This is a genomic window from Micromonospora globosa (genome assembly GCF_000717585.1).
In the GTDB taxonomy this organism is placed as follows: Bacteria; Actinomycetota; Actinomycetes; order Mycobacteriales; family Micromonosporaceae; genus Micromonospora; species Micromonospora aurantiaca.
The window spans coordinates 607,622-622,734 of record NZ_JNZR01000001.1 but is presented as its reverse complement, the minus strand read 5'-3'; the positions used below and the strand labels follow the sequence as shown (position 1 = coordinate 622,734).

General features: G+C 75.5%; 13 protein-coding genes. 5 read left to right on the top strand and 8 right to left on the bottom strand.

The window, feature by feature from the left end:
* Window positions 1-17: 17 nt before the first annotated feature.
* The 4 genes from IF06_RS0102490 to IF06_RS0102475 all read right to left on the bottom strand — a co-directional run bounded on the left by IF06_RS0102490 (window position 18) and on the right by IF06_RS0102475 (window position 6,537).
* Window positions 18-2,114, bottom strand: a complete 2,097-nt coding sequence (locus IF06_RS0102490) for a hypothetical protein (protein ID WP_036310118.1) — start codon at window positions 2,112-2,114, stop codon at window positions 18-20.
* Window positions 2,115-2,177: 63 nt separating this feature from the next.
* Window positions 2,178-2,615 carry a hypothetical protein gene (locus IF06_RS0102485; RefSeq protein ID WP_013476554.1) on the bottom strand — a complete coding sequence of 146 codons (438 nt, stop codon included), beginning with the start codon at window positions 2,613-2,615 and terminating at the stop codon, window positions 2,178-2,180.
* A 96-nt stretch (window positions 2,616-2,711) separates the two neighbouring features.
* Complete coding sequence (locus IF06_RS0102480; protein WP_013476553.1) at window positions 2,712-3,482, bottom strand: DUF5995 family protein; 771 nt, start codon at window positions 3,480-3,482, stop codon at window positions 2,712-2,714.
* 115 nt (window positions 3,483-3,597) lie between these two features.
* Complete coding sequence (locus IF06_RS0102475; protein WP_030268661.1) at window positions 3,598-6,537, bottom strand: helix-turn-helix transcriptional regulator; 2,940 nt, start codon at window positions 6,535-6,537, stop codon at window positions 3,598-3,600.
* A 189-nt stretch (window positions 6,538-6,726) separates the two neighbouring features.
* Here IF06_RS0102475 and IF06_RS0102470 point away from each other — a divergent pair, with 189 nt between their 5' ends.
* Window positions 6,727-8,862 carry an adenylate/guanylate cyclase domain-containing protein gene (locus tag IF06_RS0102470; RefSeq protein WP_030268659.1) on the top strand — a complete coding sequence of 712 codons (2,136 nt, stop codon included), beginning with the start codon at window positions 6,727-6,729 and terminating at the stop codon, window positions 8,860-8,862.
* Between the two features lie 87 nt (window positions 8,863-8,949).
* Here the strand turns inward: IF06_RS0102470 and paaI are convergent, their stop codons facing one another.
* Both paaI and paaK read right to left on the bottom strand, forming a co-directional pair.
* The gene (paaI, locus tag IF06_RS0102465) at window positions 8,950-9,357 is read right to left on the bottom strand and encodes a hydroxyphenylacetyl-CoA thioesterase PaaI (RefSeq protein ID WP_013286666.1); all 408 of its coding nucleotides are present in this window, start codon (window positions 9,355-9,357) and stop codon (window positions 8,950-8,952) included.
* 1 nt (window position 9,358) lies between these two features.
* Window positions 9,359-10,666 (bottom strand): phenylacetate--CoA ligase PaaK, encoded by a 1,308-nt coding sequence (gene paaK / locus IF06_RS0102460; protein WP_013476549.1) that lies wholly within the window; start codon window positions 10,664-10,666, stop codon window positions 9,359-9,361.
* Between the two features lie 224 nt (window positions 10,667-10,890).
* On the opposite strand from paaK, the gene IF06_RS0102455 reads away from it, so the two are divergent.
* On the top strand, window positions 10,891-11,361 hold the full coding sequence (locus IF06_RS0102455) for a FluC/FEX family fluoride channel (protein WP_036310115.1): 471 nt from the start codon (window positions 10,891-10,893) through the stop codon (window positions 11,359-11,361).
* A gap of 22 nt (window positions 11,362-11,383) precedes the next feature.
* Window positions 11,384-11,746, top strand: a complete 363-nt coding sequence (locus IF06_RS0102450) for a fluoride efflux transporter FluC (protein WP_013286669.1) — start codon at window positions 11,384-11,386, stop codon at window positions 11,744-11,746.
* 17 nt (window positions 11,747-11,763) lie between these two features.
* Here IF06_RS0102450 and IF06_RS0102445 read toward each other — a convergent pair whose 3' ends face one another.
* Both IF06_RS0102445 and IF06_RS0102440 read right to left on the bottom strand, forming a co-directional pair.
* Window positions 11,764-12,096 (bottom strand): hypothetical protein, encoded by a 333-nt coding sequence (locus IF06_RS0102445; RefSeq protein ID WP_013286670.1) that lies wholly within the window; start codon window positions 12,094-12,096, stop codon window positions 11,764-11,766.
* 87 nt (window positions 12,097-12,183) lie between these two features.
* Window positions 12,184-13,443, bottom strand: a complete 1,260-nt coding sequence (locus IF06_RS0102440; RefSeq protein ID WP_013286671.1) for an MFS transporter — start codon at window positions 13,441-13,443, stop codon at window positions 12,184-12,186.
* A gap of 117 nt (window positions 13,444-13,560) precedes the next feature.
* Here IF06_RS0102440 and IF06_RS0102435 point away from each other — a divergent pair, with 117 nt between their 5' ends.
* Both IF06_RS0102435 and IF06_RS0102430 read left to right on the top strand, forming a co-directional pair.
* Window positions 13,561-14,550: a LacI family DNA-binding transcriptional regulator gene (locus IF06_RS0102435; RefSeq protein ID WP_013286672.1), complete on the top strand. Its 990-nt coding sequence runs from the start codon at window positions 13,561-13,563 to the stop codon at window positions 14,548-14,550.
* 29 nt (window positions 14,551-14,579) lie between these two features.
* Window positions 14,580-15,053, top strand: a complete 474-nt coding sequence (locus IF06_RS0102430) for a nitroreductase/quinone reductase family protein (RefSeq protein ID WP_013286673.1) — start codon at window positions 14,580-14,582, stop codon at window positions 15,051-15,053.
* The last annotated feature ends 60 nt before the right edge of the window (window positions 15,054-15,113 follow it).

The following is a 15,113-nucleotide window of genomic DNA, read 5'->3' as shown; positions in this document are numbered from 1 at the left end:
CGGCCGGCCCGCGCACCTCAGCCGCCGACGTGGATGCCGGGGCGGCGGGTCGGGTCCGGCTCGGACTTGCGGATGATCTCCCGTACCACCGGCGGGGTGTCGCCCCGGCCGAGGATGAGGTAGCGCAGCAGGTGCGCGATCGGGTTCCCCTCGGACCACTCGAAGTGGCAGTGCGGGCGCACCCCCGTCGCGTCCCGCAACGCCAGCAGGATCGCGGCTATCGCGTTCGGCGCGGCCGGGCTGCTGGTACGCAGGATCCGGTAGCCGCCGGACTCCACCCCGTGCACCCGCAGCACCTGGCTGAACTGGGACGGGTCGCTCACGTCGATCTCCAGGAACAGCACGTCGGCGGCGCCCGGCACCGGGTTCATCGACCGTTGCGCCCGTTCCTTGACCCGGTACTCCTTCACCGACCCGCTCTGCCGCTTGTTGGCGATCAGGTGCAGCCGCCCGTCCCGGGCCACCGACTCGTCGACGAAGCGGCGGGCCGGCTCGTCGAACTCGATCCGCTCGGCGCGCAGCTCGGTGGTCCGGGTGACCCGGGAGATCAGCGACACCGCGACGATCCCGGCGATGAAGAACCCGGAGATGGTGATGCCGTCGGGCTTGGCCACCACGTTCTCCACCAGCGCGTACAGCAGCACGGCGGTGAGCAGCGCGAACCCGGCCGCGGCGGCACGGCTGCGGGCGCGCAGCGCCGCGATGGTCACCGCTATCGCGCCGGAGACCATCATCGCGAGGATGCCCGTGGCGTACGCGCCGGCCTGGGCGTTCACGTCGGCGGAGAAGGCGATCGTGATGGCGATGCTGATCGCGGTGTAGACCAGCACCACCGGGCGCACCGCCCGCCCCCACTCCGGCGCCATGCCGTACGACGGCAGGTAGCGGGGCACGATGTTGATCAGCCCGGCCATCGCCGACGCGCCGGCGAACCAGAGGATGAGCACGCTGCTGATGTCGTAGACGGTGCCGAACGCCTCGCCGAGGTGCTCGTGGGCGAGGAACGCCAGCGCCCGGCCGTTCGCCGGCCCGCCGGGCTCGAACGCCTCGGGCGGGATCAGCACGGTGGTCACGAATGTGGTGGCGATCAGGTAGACCGACATGATCAGCGCGGCGGCGGTGAGCAGCCGGCGGGTGTTGCGGATCCGGGCGTCCAGCCGCCGCTGCGCGTCCTCTCCCTCGCCGCGCACCAGCGGCATCATGCTCACCCCGGTCTCGAACCCGGACAGGCCGAGCACCAGCAGCGGGAACGCGAGGACGCTCGTGGCCAGGACGTCGCCGGGTCCGCCGGTGCCGGCCAGCCGTCCGGTCCAGTCGCCGAGCAGGCCCGGGTCGGCGACGACCTCGGCCACGCCGACGACCACCACCACCGCGTTCAACGCCAGGAACGCCGCCACCAGCGGGATGGCGACCTGCACGGCCTCGCTGAACCCGAGCAGGAACACGCCTCCGAGCACGAGCAGCAGCGCCACGGTGACCAGCACCGCCGCCGTGCCGCCGTGCCGGAACGACGCGGGCAGGACCGGGTTCTCCAGCAGGTGCACGCTGGCGTCGGCGGCGGAGAGCGTGATCGTGATGATCCACGAGGTGGCGACGAAGCCCAGCAGCACCAGCACGAAGACCTTGCCGCGCCAGAACGGCAACAGCCGCTCCAGCATGGCCACCGAGCCCTGCCCGTGCGGGCTCTCCCGGGCCACCCGGCGGTACATCGGCAGCATCCCGAGCAGCGTCAGCGCCACGATCAGCAACGTGGCCAGCGGGCTGAGCGCGCCGGCCGCCACGGCGGCGATGCCGGGCAGGTAGGACAGCGTGGAGAAGTAGTCGACGCCGGTCAGGCACATCACCTGCCACCACGGGTGGGACCGGGTCTGGTGCTCGCGGATTTCCGGTCCGACCGGCTCGACCCGGTGCGCGAACAACCACCGGTGCAGCCGGCCCGCCGGTGCCGCCGGCCGCGTCGGGGCCGCCACCCGTTCCGGCAGCTCCGGCACGGCACGGCCGGCCCGCTCGGCGTGGTCGCCGTGCCGACCGGCCCGGGCCGCCGCGGCCGCGTGCGCCTCCCGGCGCCGCTCCCGCGTACGCCTGGGCTGTTCCGGCTCCCCCGCCTGCCCCATCTGCTCCCCTTCGTCCCTATGAAGACGGTAGGGGTTGTCCCGGGTGCGGCCCGGCCGAACCGGTCAAAGATCCGGTCCGCGGGCCAGCGCGTCGCGCACCGCCGCCGGGTCGGCCACTGTGACGGTGACCGCCGGGTGCCTCAGCCAAGGGCCGGGGGCCAGCGCCGGCACCGGCTCGGCGAAGCGCAGGCAGAGCCCGCCGGCCACGCTGGCGCCGAAGGTCACCCCGCCGTCGGCCGCCGACAGGTGCGGGCCGATCGCCCGCCACCAGCGGTACGGCCCGCTCAGCTCGGCCCCGGTCACGTTGCCCGGCGTGGTGCGCAGCAGCCACGGCCCGAACCGGACGACGAGCGCGTCCGGGCCCCAGTCGAGCCAGGCCGTGGCGGGCCGTACCCCGAGCAGCGCCAGCGGCAGCCGGAACGCCGGGTCGAAACGGAACGGGAAGCGGCGGACCGGGCCCGGCGGGAGCGCCCCGGGACCGGCCGGTTCGTCTGGCGGCACGGCGGCGACGTACCCGGTGCGGCGGCCTCGACACCCGCGGGCGGCGTTCCCGCGTCCCGCGCCCGGACGGCGGGACGCGGGAACCCCCCGTCCCGGCTACTGCAGGAACGCCCCGAGGGGCGACAGCAGCAGCCGGCCGAGCAGCGCGGCGTTGTCGTCCAGCCGCATCCGCTCACACTCGCGGGCGTCCGGGTCGTGCCGGCAGCGCCAGATCTTCTGCGCGTTGCGCCAGGCCACGTTCCGGGTGTACTCCACCAGTTCGCCCTGGTACCAGTCGTCGATGTCGCCGTTGACCATGTCGATCATGAGCTGCCAGTTGTCCAGGTAGCCTCGGCGCAGCTCCGGGATCCGCTCGGCGAAGATCTTGTTGATCTCCAGGTAGTCGCGGTGCTGGTCGCTGCCGTCGATCGGCTCCGACTCCAGGCTGTCGAACGTGGTCACCAGCGCGAACGGCAGGTCGTAGTTGATGTGCGCGTTGACGCCGGCGGCGGCCGACGGCAACGGCCGGGCGTCCGGGCCGCGCATCCGCTTGAACAGACACGACCACGCCTTCGGGGTGCTCGGGCTTGAGTCGCTCCAGAACCGCAGCGCCTCGAAGTAGCGGGCCGCGAACTCCACATCGAGCCGAGCCAGGAACGCCGGGTCGCAGAACCGGTCGTCGTACAGGCCGTCGAGCACGGTGCTGGTGATGACCAGGTAGAGCTTGTTGAAGTCGGCGAGCGGGCAGCTCTCCTCCAGCGGCGGCAGCCGGACCAGCAGATCCTGCAACTTGGTCAGATGGTCCACGACCGCCGGCACGTCGGCGGGGTGGTCGGCGAGCAAGCCGACGATGTCCTGGTGCACAGGACCCCAGACCGGTTCGGTCATCTCTCCTCCACAACGGCCGGCGCCCCCACGACGCCACCACCCCTGTTCCGCGGCACAGCCTGCCAGCCGCCGTCCACACCGCGGATCCGTCGAACGACGTATTGCCGACGTACGCCTACTCCGCGCCGTTGCGCAGGAAGATGGCGCTGGCCTGCACCCGCGTGCGTACCTGGAGCTTGTCGAAGATGTGCGAGACGTGGACGCCGATGGTCCGCTCGCTGATGAACAGCCGCTGCCCGATCTCCCGGTTGGTCAGTCCCTCGGCGACGGCGGCGAGCACCTCACGCTCCCGCGCGGTGAGCGTCGCCAGCTCGTCCACCGCCGGCCCGGCGGGCGCCGCCGCCCGCTGCCGGGGCACCGGAGCGGGGTCCGGCGCGGCGTCCAGTGCCACCCGGGCCCGCGAGGCGATGGTACGGATCTCCGCGGTCAGCGGCACCGCGCCGAGCGACTGGGCCATCGCGTACGCCCGGTGCAGCAGCTTGCCGGCGGTGGCCACCCGGCTGCGGCGGGCCAGCAGCGCCTCGGCCTGCCGCAACCGGGAGTACGCGGCCGGGTAGGGGTGGTTGCGCCGGTCCCACTCGAGCGCGGAACGCTCCCACAGCGCCGGGTCGCCGCGGCCGTCGTCGAGCCGGCTCAGCTCGGCGTCGCAGAGCGCCAGGAAGCCCTCGGCGACGTACCGCACCGGTGCGCCCGCCTTCGCGCTCTTGCCGGTCACCCGGTCGACCACCTCGCGCAGCCGGCGTACCGCGTTCGGGTCCACCTCGATCGTGCGGCTGGCCGCCGCCTCGGCCTCCGCGCGCAGCCCGTGCCAGGCCAGTGTGGCCAGCACGATCACGTCGTCGGAGCGGCTCTCGGTCAGGCCCCGCTGCACCGCCTGCCGGGCCAGGTCGTGCCGGCCCTGCCACATGGCCAGGCCGGCCCGCAGGATGAGCATCGGCAGCACGTGCCGGGCGCCGCCGCCGGCCAGCACCGTCGCCACCGCCTCCAGGTCGCGGTCGGACGCCTCGACGTCGCCGTACCCGACGGAGAGCCGGCACCGCGCCAGCAGCAGCTCGACCGCGTCGGCCCCGGACGGGCGGTGCCGCAGCGCGGCCGCGACGACCTTCTCCGCCTCGGCCCACTGCCCCACCCGGAACAGCCCGTTCGTCGCCACCGCCAGCAGCCGGGTCTCCCAGGTGCGGCCGAGCCCCAGCTCGGCGACCCGGTCGGCGCCCCGCCGGGCCACCACCACCCCCTCCTCGAGGATGTTCAGCGGCCCGGTGAGCAGCTCGGCCAGGTGCAGGTACGCGCAGGCCACGTCCTCCGGACGGCCGGACCGCTCGGCGGTCTCCAGCGCCTGGCGCATCACCGCCAGCCCGGCAGCCGGATCCTCCAGGAACGCCTCGCTGAACCCGAGCGCGGCGCTGGCCATCACCACCTCGGAGGTGGTGCCGGGAACGTCGGCGGCGAGCGCGAGGGCCTCCCGGGCCTGGTCGCCGGCCTCGGCGTAGCGGCCCAGGTGCAGCAACAGCTCGGCCAGCCGGGCGGCGGCCGTGCACCGCTCCTGCGGCGTGCAGTCGGGCGAGTCCAGCACCCGCCAGTACTCCTGCTCGGCGGGTGCCGACCGGCCGGCTGCGGCCAGGTAGCGGGCCCGGCGGATGCGCAGCGCGCAGACCGGCGGGCCGGACGGGTCGTCGGCCAGCTCCTCCAGCAGCGTCAGGGCGCGGGCGTGCTCCCCGCTGTGGTGCGCGGCCTCGGCGGCGTGGCTGAGCAGCTCGGCCCGGTCCACCTCGACCGGCTCGGGCCGTGCCCCGTCGGGCGGGACGGAGGCCGGCTCGGTGGCCAGGGTCAGCGCGGCGGACCAGTGGCGGTGCGCCTCGGCGTACCCGTGCAGTCGTTCCGCCTCGCGGGCGGCCGCCATCGCCGCGGGCAGCGCCCGGGCCGGCTCGCCCGCGTGCCGCCAGTGGTGGGCCAGCCGGGCCTGGTGCAGCTCGGCCGGTACGGCGGTGAGCGCCTCGGCGTAGCGGCGGTGCAGTGCGGCCCGCTCGGCTGGCAGCAGTTCGTGGGCCAGGACCTCGGCGACCAGCCGGTGCCGCAGCCGGTAGCCGTCGTCGGCGCCGACCAGCAGGCGGTGTGCGACCGCCTCGCGGACGGCGTCGAGCAGTTCCTCCTCGGGCAGCCGCACCACCTGGGCCAGCAGCCAGTGCTCGACCGGCTCGACGCCGACCGCCACCGCGTGCACCACCGCGTGCGCCGGCTGGGGCAGCGCGTCGACCCGGTCGAGGAACACCTCGCGCAGCGTGTCGGAGAGGCCGTCGCGGCCGTCGCGCCGGTCGCGGGCCAGTTCCTCCACCACGAACGGGTTGCCGCCGCTGCGCTGCCAGAGCTGGTCGGCGGCCTCGGGCGGCAGCGGCGCGCCGACCACGGCGGCGGCCAGTTCGTCGGTGGCGGATCGGTCCAGCGGCAGCAGGTCGATCACCCGCACCGAGCGCAGCCGGCGCAGCTCGGTGAGCACCCGGCGCAGCGGGTGCGCGCCGCGCAGCGACTCGGCCCGGATCGCGGCCAGCACGGAGAGCTGGAGGTCGCCGAGGCCGGCCAGCAGGTAGAGCAGGAGCTGCCGGGTGCTGCGGTCGACCCACTGCAGATCGTCGAGGACGAGCACCAGCGGCCGTCCGCCGGCCACCACGTGCAGGCCCTGGGCGACGCGTTCCAGCAGCGCGCCGGCGCCGTCCGGGCCGGGGGTCTCCTCGTCGAAGACCTGCAACACCCCGCGGATCGCCGACGTGGTGCGCGCCTGCGCCTGCTCGGCGTCGAGCCGGCGCAGCGCCTGCCGTACCGGGTGCAGCGGCGAGGCGTCTCCGATGTCGAGGCAGGTGCCGGTGAGCACCAGGGCGCCGGTCTGCCGCAGTTGCTCTCCGACCTCGGTCAGCAGGCGGGTCTTGCCCACCCCGCTCTCTCCGGTGAGGAACACCGCGCCGGTCTGCCCGGGCCGTAGGTCGTCGAAGAGCGCCGACCGCAGCGTCGCCATGGTCCCGGTACGGCCGACGAGCGGTGCCGTGTCCACGTCGCTGGCCATGGGACGCAGCCTAGTCACAGGTCCCCGCACCGTTCTACGGCCTCGGGGCCGGACTCGTACCTCTCGCGTCGACTACACGACTAATGGTTGCGGGTGCCCGACATACGTCGTCCTACAGATCCCCCGACAACCCGGTGGTGAAAGTCTGCTGAGGTCGTCGGGCACCACGATCGGGAAAGGGTGGGTGCGATGTTGATCACCACGCCCGCAGGGAGTCGGGAAGCCGTCATCGCGGCGTGCCGGCCGGTGCCCGAGGAACGACGTACCGTCACCGTCCTCTTCGTCGACATCGTCGGCTCGACCCGTCTGGTCGAGCGGCTCGACCCGGAGGACGTACGCGCGTTGCAGCGCGCCTACTTCGGCACCGTCGCCTCGGTGCTGCGCCGCTGGCGGGGCGTGGTGGAGAAGTACGTCGGCGACGCGGTGATGGCGCTGTTCGGCACGTCCGGATCGGACGGTCTCGACGCGTACCGGGCGGTGCGGGCCGGGCTGGACATCCAGGCCGCGCTGGAGCGGCGGCGACCGGCCGGCATCCGGCTGCGCGTGCGGGTCGGCGTGGCGACCGGCGAGGTGCTGCTGGACCTGGCCGGGGTCCACGACGGCGGCCACGGCGCGGCCAGCGGCGCGGTGATCACCACGGCGGCCCGCCTCCAGGAGCACGCGCCGCCCGGCGGGGTCGTGGTCTGCCCGGTCACCCGCACCGCGGTGGCGGGGCTGGTCGAACAGCGTCCACTCGCCACCCTGACGCTGGCCGGCAAGGCCCTGCCGCTGGATGTGTGGCGGGTGACCGGGGCGGCCGGGAGCAGACCGGCCCGGCACCGCGTCCCGCTGGTGGGCCGCCGCCGGGAACTGGCCGGCGCGGCCGACGAGGTGACCCGGGCACTGCGCGAGCGCCGTCCCCGGTGGATCTCGCTGGTCGGGCCGCCGGGCAGCGGCCGCAGCCGGCTGCTGCACGAGGTGACCCGCGCCGTGTCGCACGTGGACGGTGTGCCGGTGCGCCGGCGGGTGACGGCCTGCCCGCCGTACCCGTGCGGGGAACTGGCGCCGCTGGCCGACCTGGTCCGTCCCCGGCCGGACGGCTCGGTCGCGGACGGCCCCGTCGCGGACGGCCCGGGCAGCGGCGCGCTCGCGGCGTTCCTCGCCGCGCCGGACGACGACACGGTGGCGGCCCGCGCCGTGGTCGCCTGCCGCGAGGCGCTGCTCGGCCTGGCCGCCGACGCACCGGTGGTGGTCGCGGTGGACGACCTGGACCGGGCCGCCCCGGCGCTGCGCCGGTTCCTGCACCAGCTCCACGTGGCCGCGGGTGAGCGGGGACTTCCCCTGGCGGTGGTCACCACGTGCGGCTCCGGCTCGGCCGACCCGCTGCCCACCCCGGCGCGGCGGATCCCGGTGGAGCCGCTGGGCCCGCTGGACACCGGGCGCCTGCTGCGGCACCTGCTCGACCGGGCCGGGCGGCCGGCCGCGCTCGCCGCGCGGCTGGTCGCGCTGGTCGGCGGCAGTCCGGCGGTCGCGACCGCGTACGCGTCCGCGGACCCGGCCGGCGAGCCGGGTGGCGTACCGGCCGCCGCGCGCCGCCTGGTGGACGCCCGGCTGGACCGGCTCGACGGTACGCACCGGGCGGTGCTGCTGGCCGGCGCCGCCCGGAGTGGCCCGGTCGTGGCCGCCTCGGTGGAGGCGATGCTCGGCTGGCCCGCCGGCCGGGCCGAGCCGGTGCTGCGGGCCCTGGCCGCCGCTGGGCTGATCCGCCGGGTCACTACGGACGGCTGGGCGGTTGACGCGCTGGTGGCGCGGGTGGCCGCGATGCGGCTGTCCCGTGCGGTACGCGCGGACTTCGCCCGCCGCCTGCGCGCCGCGAAGGACACCGCTGCCGGCCGTGTGCCGGCAGCGGGAACCGGCGTCCCGTCCCGGGGCGCCGGCGAGCGGGAGGTCTGCCCGCTCGGGGCGGGACGGTCGCGCCGGTCGGGTGGAGGGGCCCGACCGGCGCCCGTCCCGCCGGACCGGCCGGACGGGTCCGACGCGCTGTGTCCGGTGCCCGGGCAGCCGGGCCGGTCCGGCGCGCTCCGGGCGGTGCCCGCACGGCCGGGGCAGCCGGTGCGCGCCGGACCGGCGACGGGCGGCGCGACGGGGACCGTCGCGGATGCCGCGGAGTGGTCCCGGTGGCGGAACGGCCCGGCGTCCGCGGTCACGGCGTGGCCCGGTCAGCGGACCGATCCGTCACCAGCGGTCCCGGCACGGCAGGAGCGGCGGACCGGTCCGCCCGGGCGGGTGGGCCGGAACCGGCGAAGAACCGGGTCCGGCGGGCAGGCGCTCGGGCTGGCCGCATGACGTCCGGGTCGGAGCGGGCACGGGGCCACTCCGGCCCGGACGTCACCCGGCACGCAGGTGTGCGGGCGCGGGCCGGCGGGCCGGCGATCAGTCGCGGGCGATGGTGCGGCTGCGGCCCCGGAACTCGGCCACCACCTCGTCCCCGCGTCGCACGCTCACGTCGTAGATCCCGCTGCGGCCGTGCCGGACCCGCTCGGTGGCGTACGCCTCCAGCAGGTCGCCCTCGCGTACCGGGCGCAGGAAGCTGATCTCGCCGCCGGCCGCCACCGTGGCCGGGCCGTGACTGTTGCACGCCAGCGCGAACGCGGTGTCGGCGAGCAGGAACACGAAGCCGCCGTGCCCGATCGCGTGCCCGTTGAGCATCGACGGGGTGACCCGCATCCGAGCGACCGCCGCGCCGTCGCCGGCCGAGACGAGTTCGATGCCGAGCCCCTTAGACGCCACGTCGGCGTCGAACATGTCGTGCGCCGCCGTGCGGCCGCCGTCACCGCTCATCTCAGGACTCCCGCCGCTGGTCGACGATGCGGCGCATCTTGCCCATCGAGCGTTCCACCCCGTCCGGCTCGATCACCCGTACCGCCACTGACACCCCGATGGTGTTCTTGACCTGCTCGACCAGCGTCGCGCCGGCCCGCTCGGCCTCGTCGGCGGCGGCGCCCGCGCGTCGCTCCACGTGCACGGTGAGCGTGTCGAGCCGGCCCCGACGGTCGAGCACGCACTGGAAGTGCGGCGACAGGGCCGGGGTACGCAGGATCAGCTCCTCGATCTGGGTCGGGAAGACGTTCACCCCCCGGACGATCATCATGTCGTCGGTACGCCCGGTGATCTTCTCGATCCGCCGCATCGGGCGGGCGGTGCCGGGCAGCAGCCGGGTCAGGTCGCGGGTGCGGTAGCGGACCACCGGCATGGCCTCCTTGGTCAGCGAGGTCAGCACCAGCTCACCCCGCTCCCCGTCGGGCAGCACCTCCCCGGTGACCGGGTCGATGATCTCCGGATAGAAGTGGTCCTCCCACAGGTGCAGGCCGTCCTTGGTCTCCACGCACTCGACCGCCACACCCGGGCCCATCACCTCGGACAGGCCGTAGATGTCGAGCGCGTGCATGTCCAGGCGCTGCTCCAGCTCGCGGCGCATGTCCTCGGTCCACGGCTCGGCGCCGAAGACACCGACACGCAGCGAGGTGGCGCGCGGGTCGACGCCCTGGCGTTCCATCTCGTCCACGATGGCGAGCATGTAGCTGGGGGTCACCATGATGACCTCCGGCTCCAGGTCACGGATCAGCATGACCTGGCGCTCGGTCATGCCGCCGGACACCGGGACGACCGTGCAGCCCAGTTCCTCGGCGCCGTAGTGCGCGCCGAGACCGCCGGTGAACAGCCCGTAGCCGTACGCGACGTGCACCCGGTCGCCGCGGCGGCCCCCGGCAGCCCGGATCGAGCGGGCCATGAGCTTCGCCCAGGTGTCCAGGTCGGCGCGGGTGTAGCCGACCACTGTGGGACGGCCGGTGGTGCCGGAGGAGGCGTGCAGCCGGGCGACACGCTCGCGGGGCACCGCGAACATGCCGAACGGGTAGTTCTCGCGCAGCTCCGCCTTCGCGGTGAACGGGAAGCGGGCCAGGTCGGCCAGCTCACGCAGGTCGCCGGGGTGGGCGCCGAGGGCGTCGAACGCGCGCCGGTAGTGGGGCACGTTGTCGTACGCGTGCCGCAGCGAGTGCCGCAGCCGGTCCAGTTGCAGCGCGCGCAGCTCGTCGACACCGATCCGCTCGACGGGATCCAGCTCGTCCGGACGGGGCGTGCGCTCCTCCACGGTGACCTCCTGGCACGACGGGCCCCGGACGCCGCGCGCCGGGCGCTGCCGCCCACCGTACGCCCGCCTCCCCCTCCCCCGCTCTCTCCCCCGCGATCTTGCACTTGCCGCCCCTCGGATGCCGCGAATGTCCGGTCCGCCGGGGCGGAACCTGCAAGATCGCGGAGAGCCGAGGGCCGGGCGCGGGGGCAGGGTTATGCTCGCGGGTGCTGGTGGGAGGTGTTGTGTCCGATCCCCGCGTCGACCCGGACGTCGATCTGCGCGTACCGGCGGACCGGACGGAACTGTCCGCGCACCCGGCGGCCGTGCTCGGCGTGATCGCCGCCGGTGGCGTGTCCGGCGCGCTCGCACGGGCGGGCGCCCAGGCGGCGGTGCCGCACCAGCCCGGCGAGTTCCCGTGGGCCACGTTCGCCGTCAACGTCACCGGGTGCCTGCTCATCGGCGTGCTGATGGCGGTGCTCGCCGCCCGCCCGGCCCACCCGCTGACCCGCCCGTTCCTCGGCGTCGGCGTACTCGGCGGGTTCACCACGTTCTCCGCGTACGCGGTCGACGCGCAGCGGCTGCTGACCGACGGCGCGGCCGGCACGGCGGGCGTCTACCTGGCCGCGACTGTGCTCGGCGCGCTGGCGGCGGTCGCCGCCGGGGACACGGTGACCGCCCGGCTGCTGGCCGCCCGCGACGGGAGCCGACGGTGACCGCCCGGGACGGGAGGCCACAGTGACAGTCCTGCTGATCGCGCTCGGCGCCGCTATCGGCGCGCCGCTGCGCTACCTGACCGACCGGGCGGTGCAGGCCCGGCACGGCTCACCGTTCCCGTGGGGCACGCTGACCGTCAACGTGGCCGGGTCGCTGCTGCTCGGCGGCCTGCTCGCGGCGCCCGTCGGACCGGGCGTGACAGCGCTGGCCGGCACCGGCTTCTGCGGCGCGCTGACCACCTGGTCCACGCTCAGCTACGAGACGCTGCGCCTGGCCCGCACCGGGAAGCGCCACCTCGCGTACGCGAATGTGGCGCTCAGCGTGGTCGCGGGCCTCGGCGCGGCGTTCCTCGGCTACGTCCTCGTCACCGCGCTGAGCGGCTGACCGCGCCGGTCAGCCGGTCAGCGGGCCCGGCGCTCCGGGTGGGCCCGGTTCCACGCCCGCATCCGCTCCGGGTAGCCGGTGCGGGCCGCCTCGTACAGCGGCACCGCGTGCTTCTGGGCGATCCGGCCGGCGACGCGGGGCGAGCCGGTACGGCGGCGGATCCACTCGCCGTCGTCCGCGATGGCGACGACTGTGGTGTCGGTGGCCGTGGTCTCCGGTTCCAGGTAGAACTCGACCCCGCGCCGGCTGGTGACGAACGCCTCCAGCTGCGCCAGGTCCTCCTTGGTCGCCTCGCGGTCGAGCTTCGTGGGCGTCGTCGGGTCGGCGGCCCGGCGGCTGAACCAGCCCATGCCCGCCTCCTCTCCTCGCGTTCGCTCCAGTGCAGCACGCCCGCCTGGCAGGCGGCTGGGAGCGCGGTGGGAGTCGGCTGGACCGGCTCAGCCGACCTTCGCCGCCGGGGCACCGGCCTGCGCGTCCGGCGCGGCGGGACGCTCCCGCAGCACCGGCACCAGCGCGAGCGTGGGCAGCAGGAGCAGCGGCACCACGCCGAGCGCGGACAGCACCCCGAAGTGGTCGCCGAGGAAGCCGAGCAGCGGCGGCCCGGCCAGGAAGGCGGTGTAACCGATCACCGCCACCACGCTCACCCGGGCCGGGGCCTTGTCCTCGTCGTCGGCGGCGGCGCTCATCCCGACCGGGAAGCCGAGCGAGGCGCCGAGTCCCCACAGCGCGACGCCGACCACGGCGAGCGGGCCGGACCCGGCCAGCACGGCGAGCGCCGCGCCGGCGGACGCCGTCGCGATGGTCGCGTACAGCACCGGCACCCGCCCCCACCTGTCGATGGCGACGGTGCCGACGGTGCGGCCGAGCGTCATGCCCACCACGAACACGCCGAACACGGCGGCGCCGACGGCCTCGTCGACCCCGTACCCGTCCACGAACGCCACCGCGAGCCAGTCGTTGGCGCTGCCCTCGGTGAACGCCATGACCAGCACCAACAGCCCGACCAGCAGCGTGCGGGGCTCGCGCCAGGCGGCCAGCAGCGCCCGCCGCCGGGCCGCCGGCTGCCCGTCGCCGGCCGCCTCGGCAGGTGCGGCGAGGAACGCCCGGGCGCCGAGCAGCGTGCCGACCAGGACCAGCACGGACAGGACCGGCAGGTGCACCCCGACGGGTACGTCCAGCCGGGCGGCGCCGGCGCCCAGCCCGGCCCCGGCCACCGAGCCGAGGCTCCAGGCGGCGTGGAAGCGGGGAAGGATCGTGCGGCCGAGGCGCTTCTCCACCGCGGCGCCCTCGACGTTCATCGCCACGTCGCACAGGCCGGAGCCGAAGCCGAACGCGGCGAGCCCGAACCCGACCCCGACGACCGATCCGGCCAGGCTGGCGGCGAGACCGGCCCCGGTCAGGCCGAGCGTGACGAGCACCACCGATACGGCCACCGTGCGCGCGGGCCCGAGCCGCTGGGCGACCAGGCCGGCGGTCGGCATGGCCAGCAGCGAACCCGCCGACACGCAGAGCAGCAGCAGTCCGAGCCGGCTCGGGCTGAGGTCGAGCGCCTCGCGGGCCGCCGGAACCCGGGAGAACCAGCTCGCCACCGCGAGCCCGTTGAGGGCGAAGACGACGGCGACGCCGTTGCGGGCGGTCAGCACCGCCCGGGGCGCCGGTGGCCGCTTCCCGGCCGGCGCGTCGATGGTGCTGCTCACGGTGCGGTAGTCCCTTCCCCCGGCTGGTCCCGACGACAATCGCACACCTGAGAGCGCTACCACCACAAGCGCCGTTATGGCTTAGCTCATCCACGCCCGAGCAGGCATGATGCGGACATGGGAACGCCGACCACACGCCCCGCCACGCTCGACGACGTGGCCCGCGACGCCGGGGTGTCCCGGGCCACCGCCTCCCGGGTGCTCGGCGGCTACGGGTTCACCTCGACGGACGCCCGCGCCCGGGTGCGGGCCGCCGCCGAGCGCCTCGACTACGTGCCGGACCTCGCGGCCCGGGCGCTGGTGCGCGGAGCAGGCGTACGCCTGGTGGTGGCGGTGGTGGGCCGCGACGACACGGTGCTGGACGACCCGTACGTGCACCGGGTGGTGAGCGCGGCGTCGCGGGTGTGCGCGCCGCACGGCGTCGGCGTGGCCCTGGAGTGGCTGCCGCTGGCCGACCCGTCGGGGCTGACCCGGCTCGGCACCGACCGGGGCGTCTGCGGGGTGATCCTGGTCAACACGACCCAGGCGGCGCTGGACGCGGTGCCGCCGAGGCTGCGCGGCCGCGTCGCCTCGATCGGCCAGGGCTCGGCGACGGTGCCGTCGTTCGACGTCGACAACGCCGGTGGCGCGGGCGAGGTGCTGCGTCATCTGTACGCCACCGGCCGGCGCCGCATCGTCATGGTCACCGGGCCGCGCTGGCTGAGCTGCGCCGAGCGTTCGGTCACCACGTACCGGGAGCTGATGCGGGAGTCGGGGTCGCCGGAGCGGCTGGTCACCGGCGACTTCACCACGGCACGGGGCGGCCGGGCGGCGCTGGAGGCGCTGCGCCGGTGGCCGGACGCCGACGCGGTCTACGCGGCCAGCGACGCCACCGCGTTCGGCGTGATCGCCGCGCTGCGCGGGCGCGGTGTGCGGGTGCCGCACGACGTGGCGGTGGCCGGGTTCGACGACCTGCCGTACGCGGCGATCAGCAGCCCGCCGCTGACCACCGCGACCCACCCGGTCGACCGGATCGCTGCCGCTGCGGCCACGGCCGTGCTGACGCGCGCGCCGGTCGCCCCGAGCACCGCGTTCCCGTCGACGCTGGTCACCCGGGAGAGCGCCTGAGCGCCGGTCACGGAGGAAGGAGGGGTCCGATGGGCGGAGTCATGACGTGGATGTACCGGGGCGGCCGGCCGAACCGGCTGGCCCGGATGATGAACGCGCTGTCGGCCTGGCAGTACGGCGCCGGCCTCGCCCCGCGGCACTGGGTGACCATGGAGGTGCCGGGCCGTCGCACCGGCCGGACCGTCTCGGTGCCGATCGTCGTCGCCGACCACGACGGCGAGCGTTACGTCGTGTCGATGCTGGGCGAGCGGGCCAACTGGGTGGCGAACGTGCGCGCCGCGGGTGGGCGGGTGGTGCTGCGTCGCCGCCGCCGCGAGCCGGTGCGGCTGGTCGAGGTGCCGGTGGCGCAGCGGCCACCGATCCTGCGCCGTCACCTGGCGCTCGCCCCGGGCGCACGGGCGCACGTGCCGGTGGACCGGCACGCCCCGCTCGCCGAGTTCGCAGGGGCCGCCGCGGGCATCCCGGTGTTCCGGGTCGTGGCGGCGGAGCCCTCGGCGCGGTGACCCGCCGCCGGGGTCGTCACCGGGGAACACGGCGGAACGGCGTCGCGACAATCCTTCAGA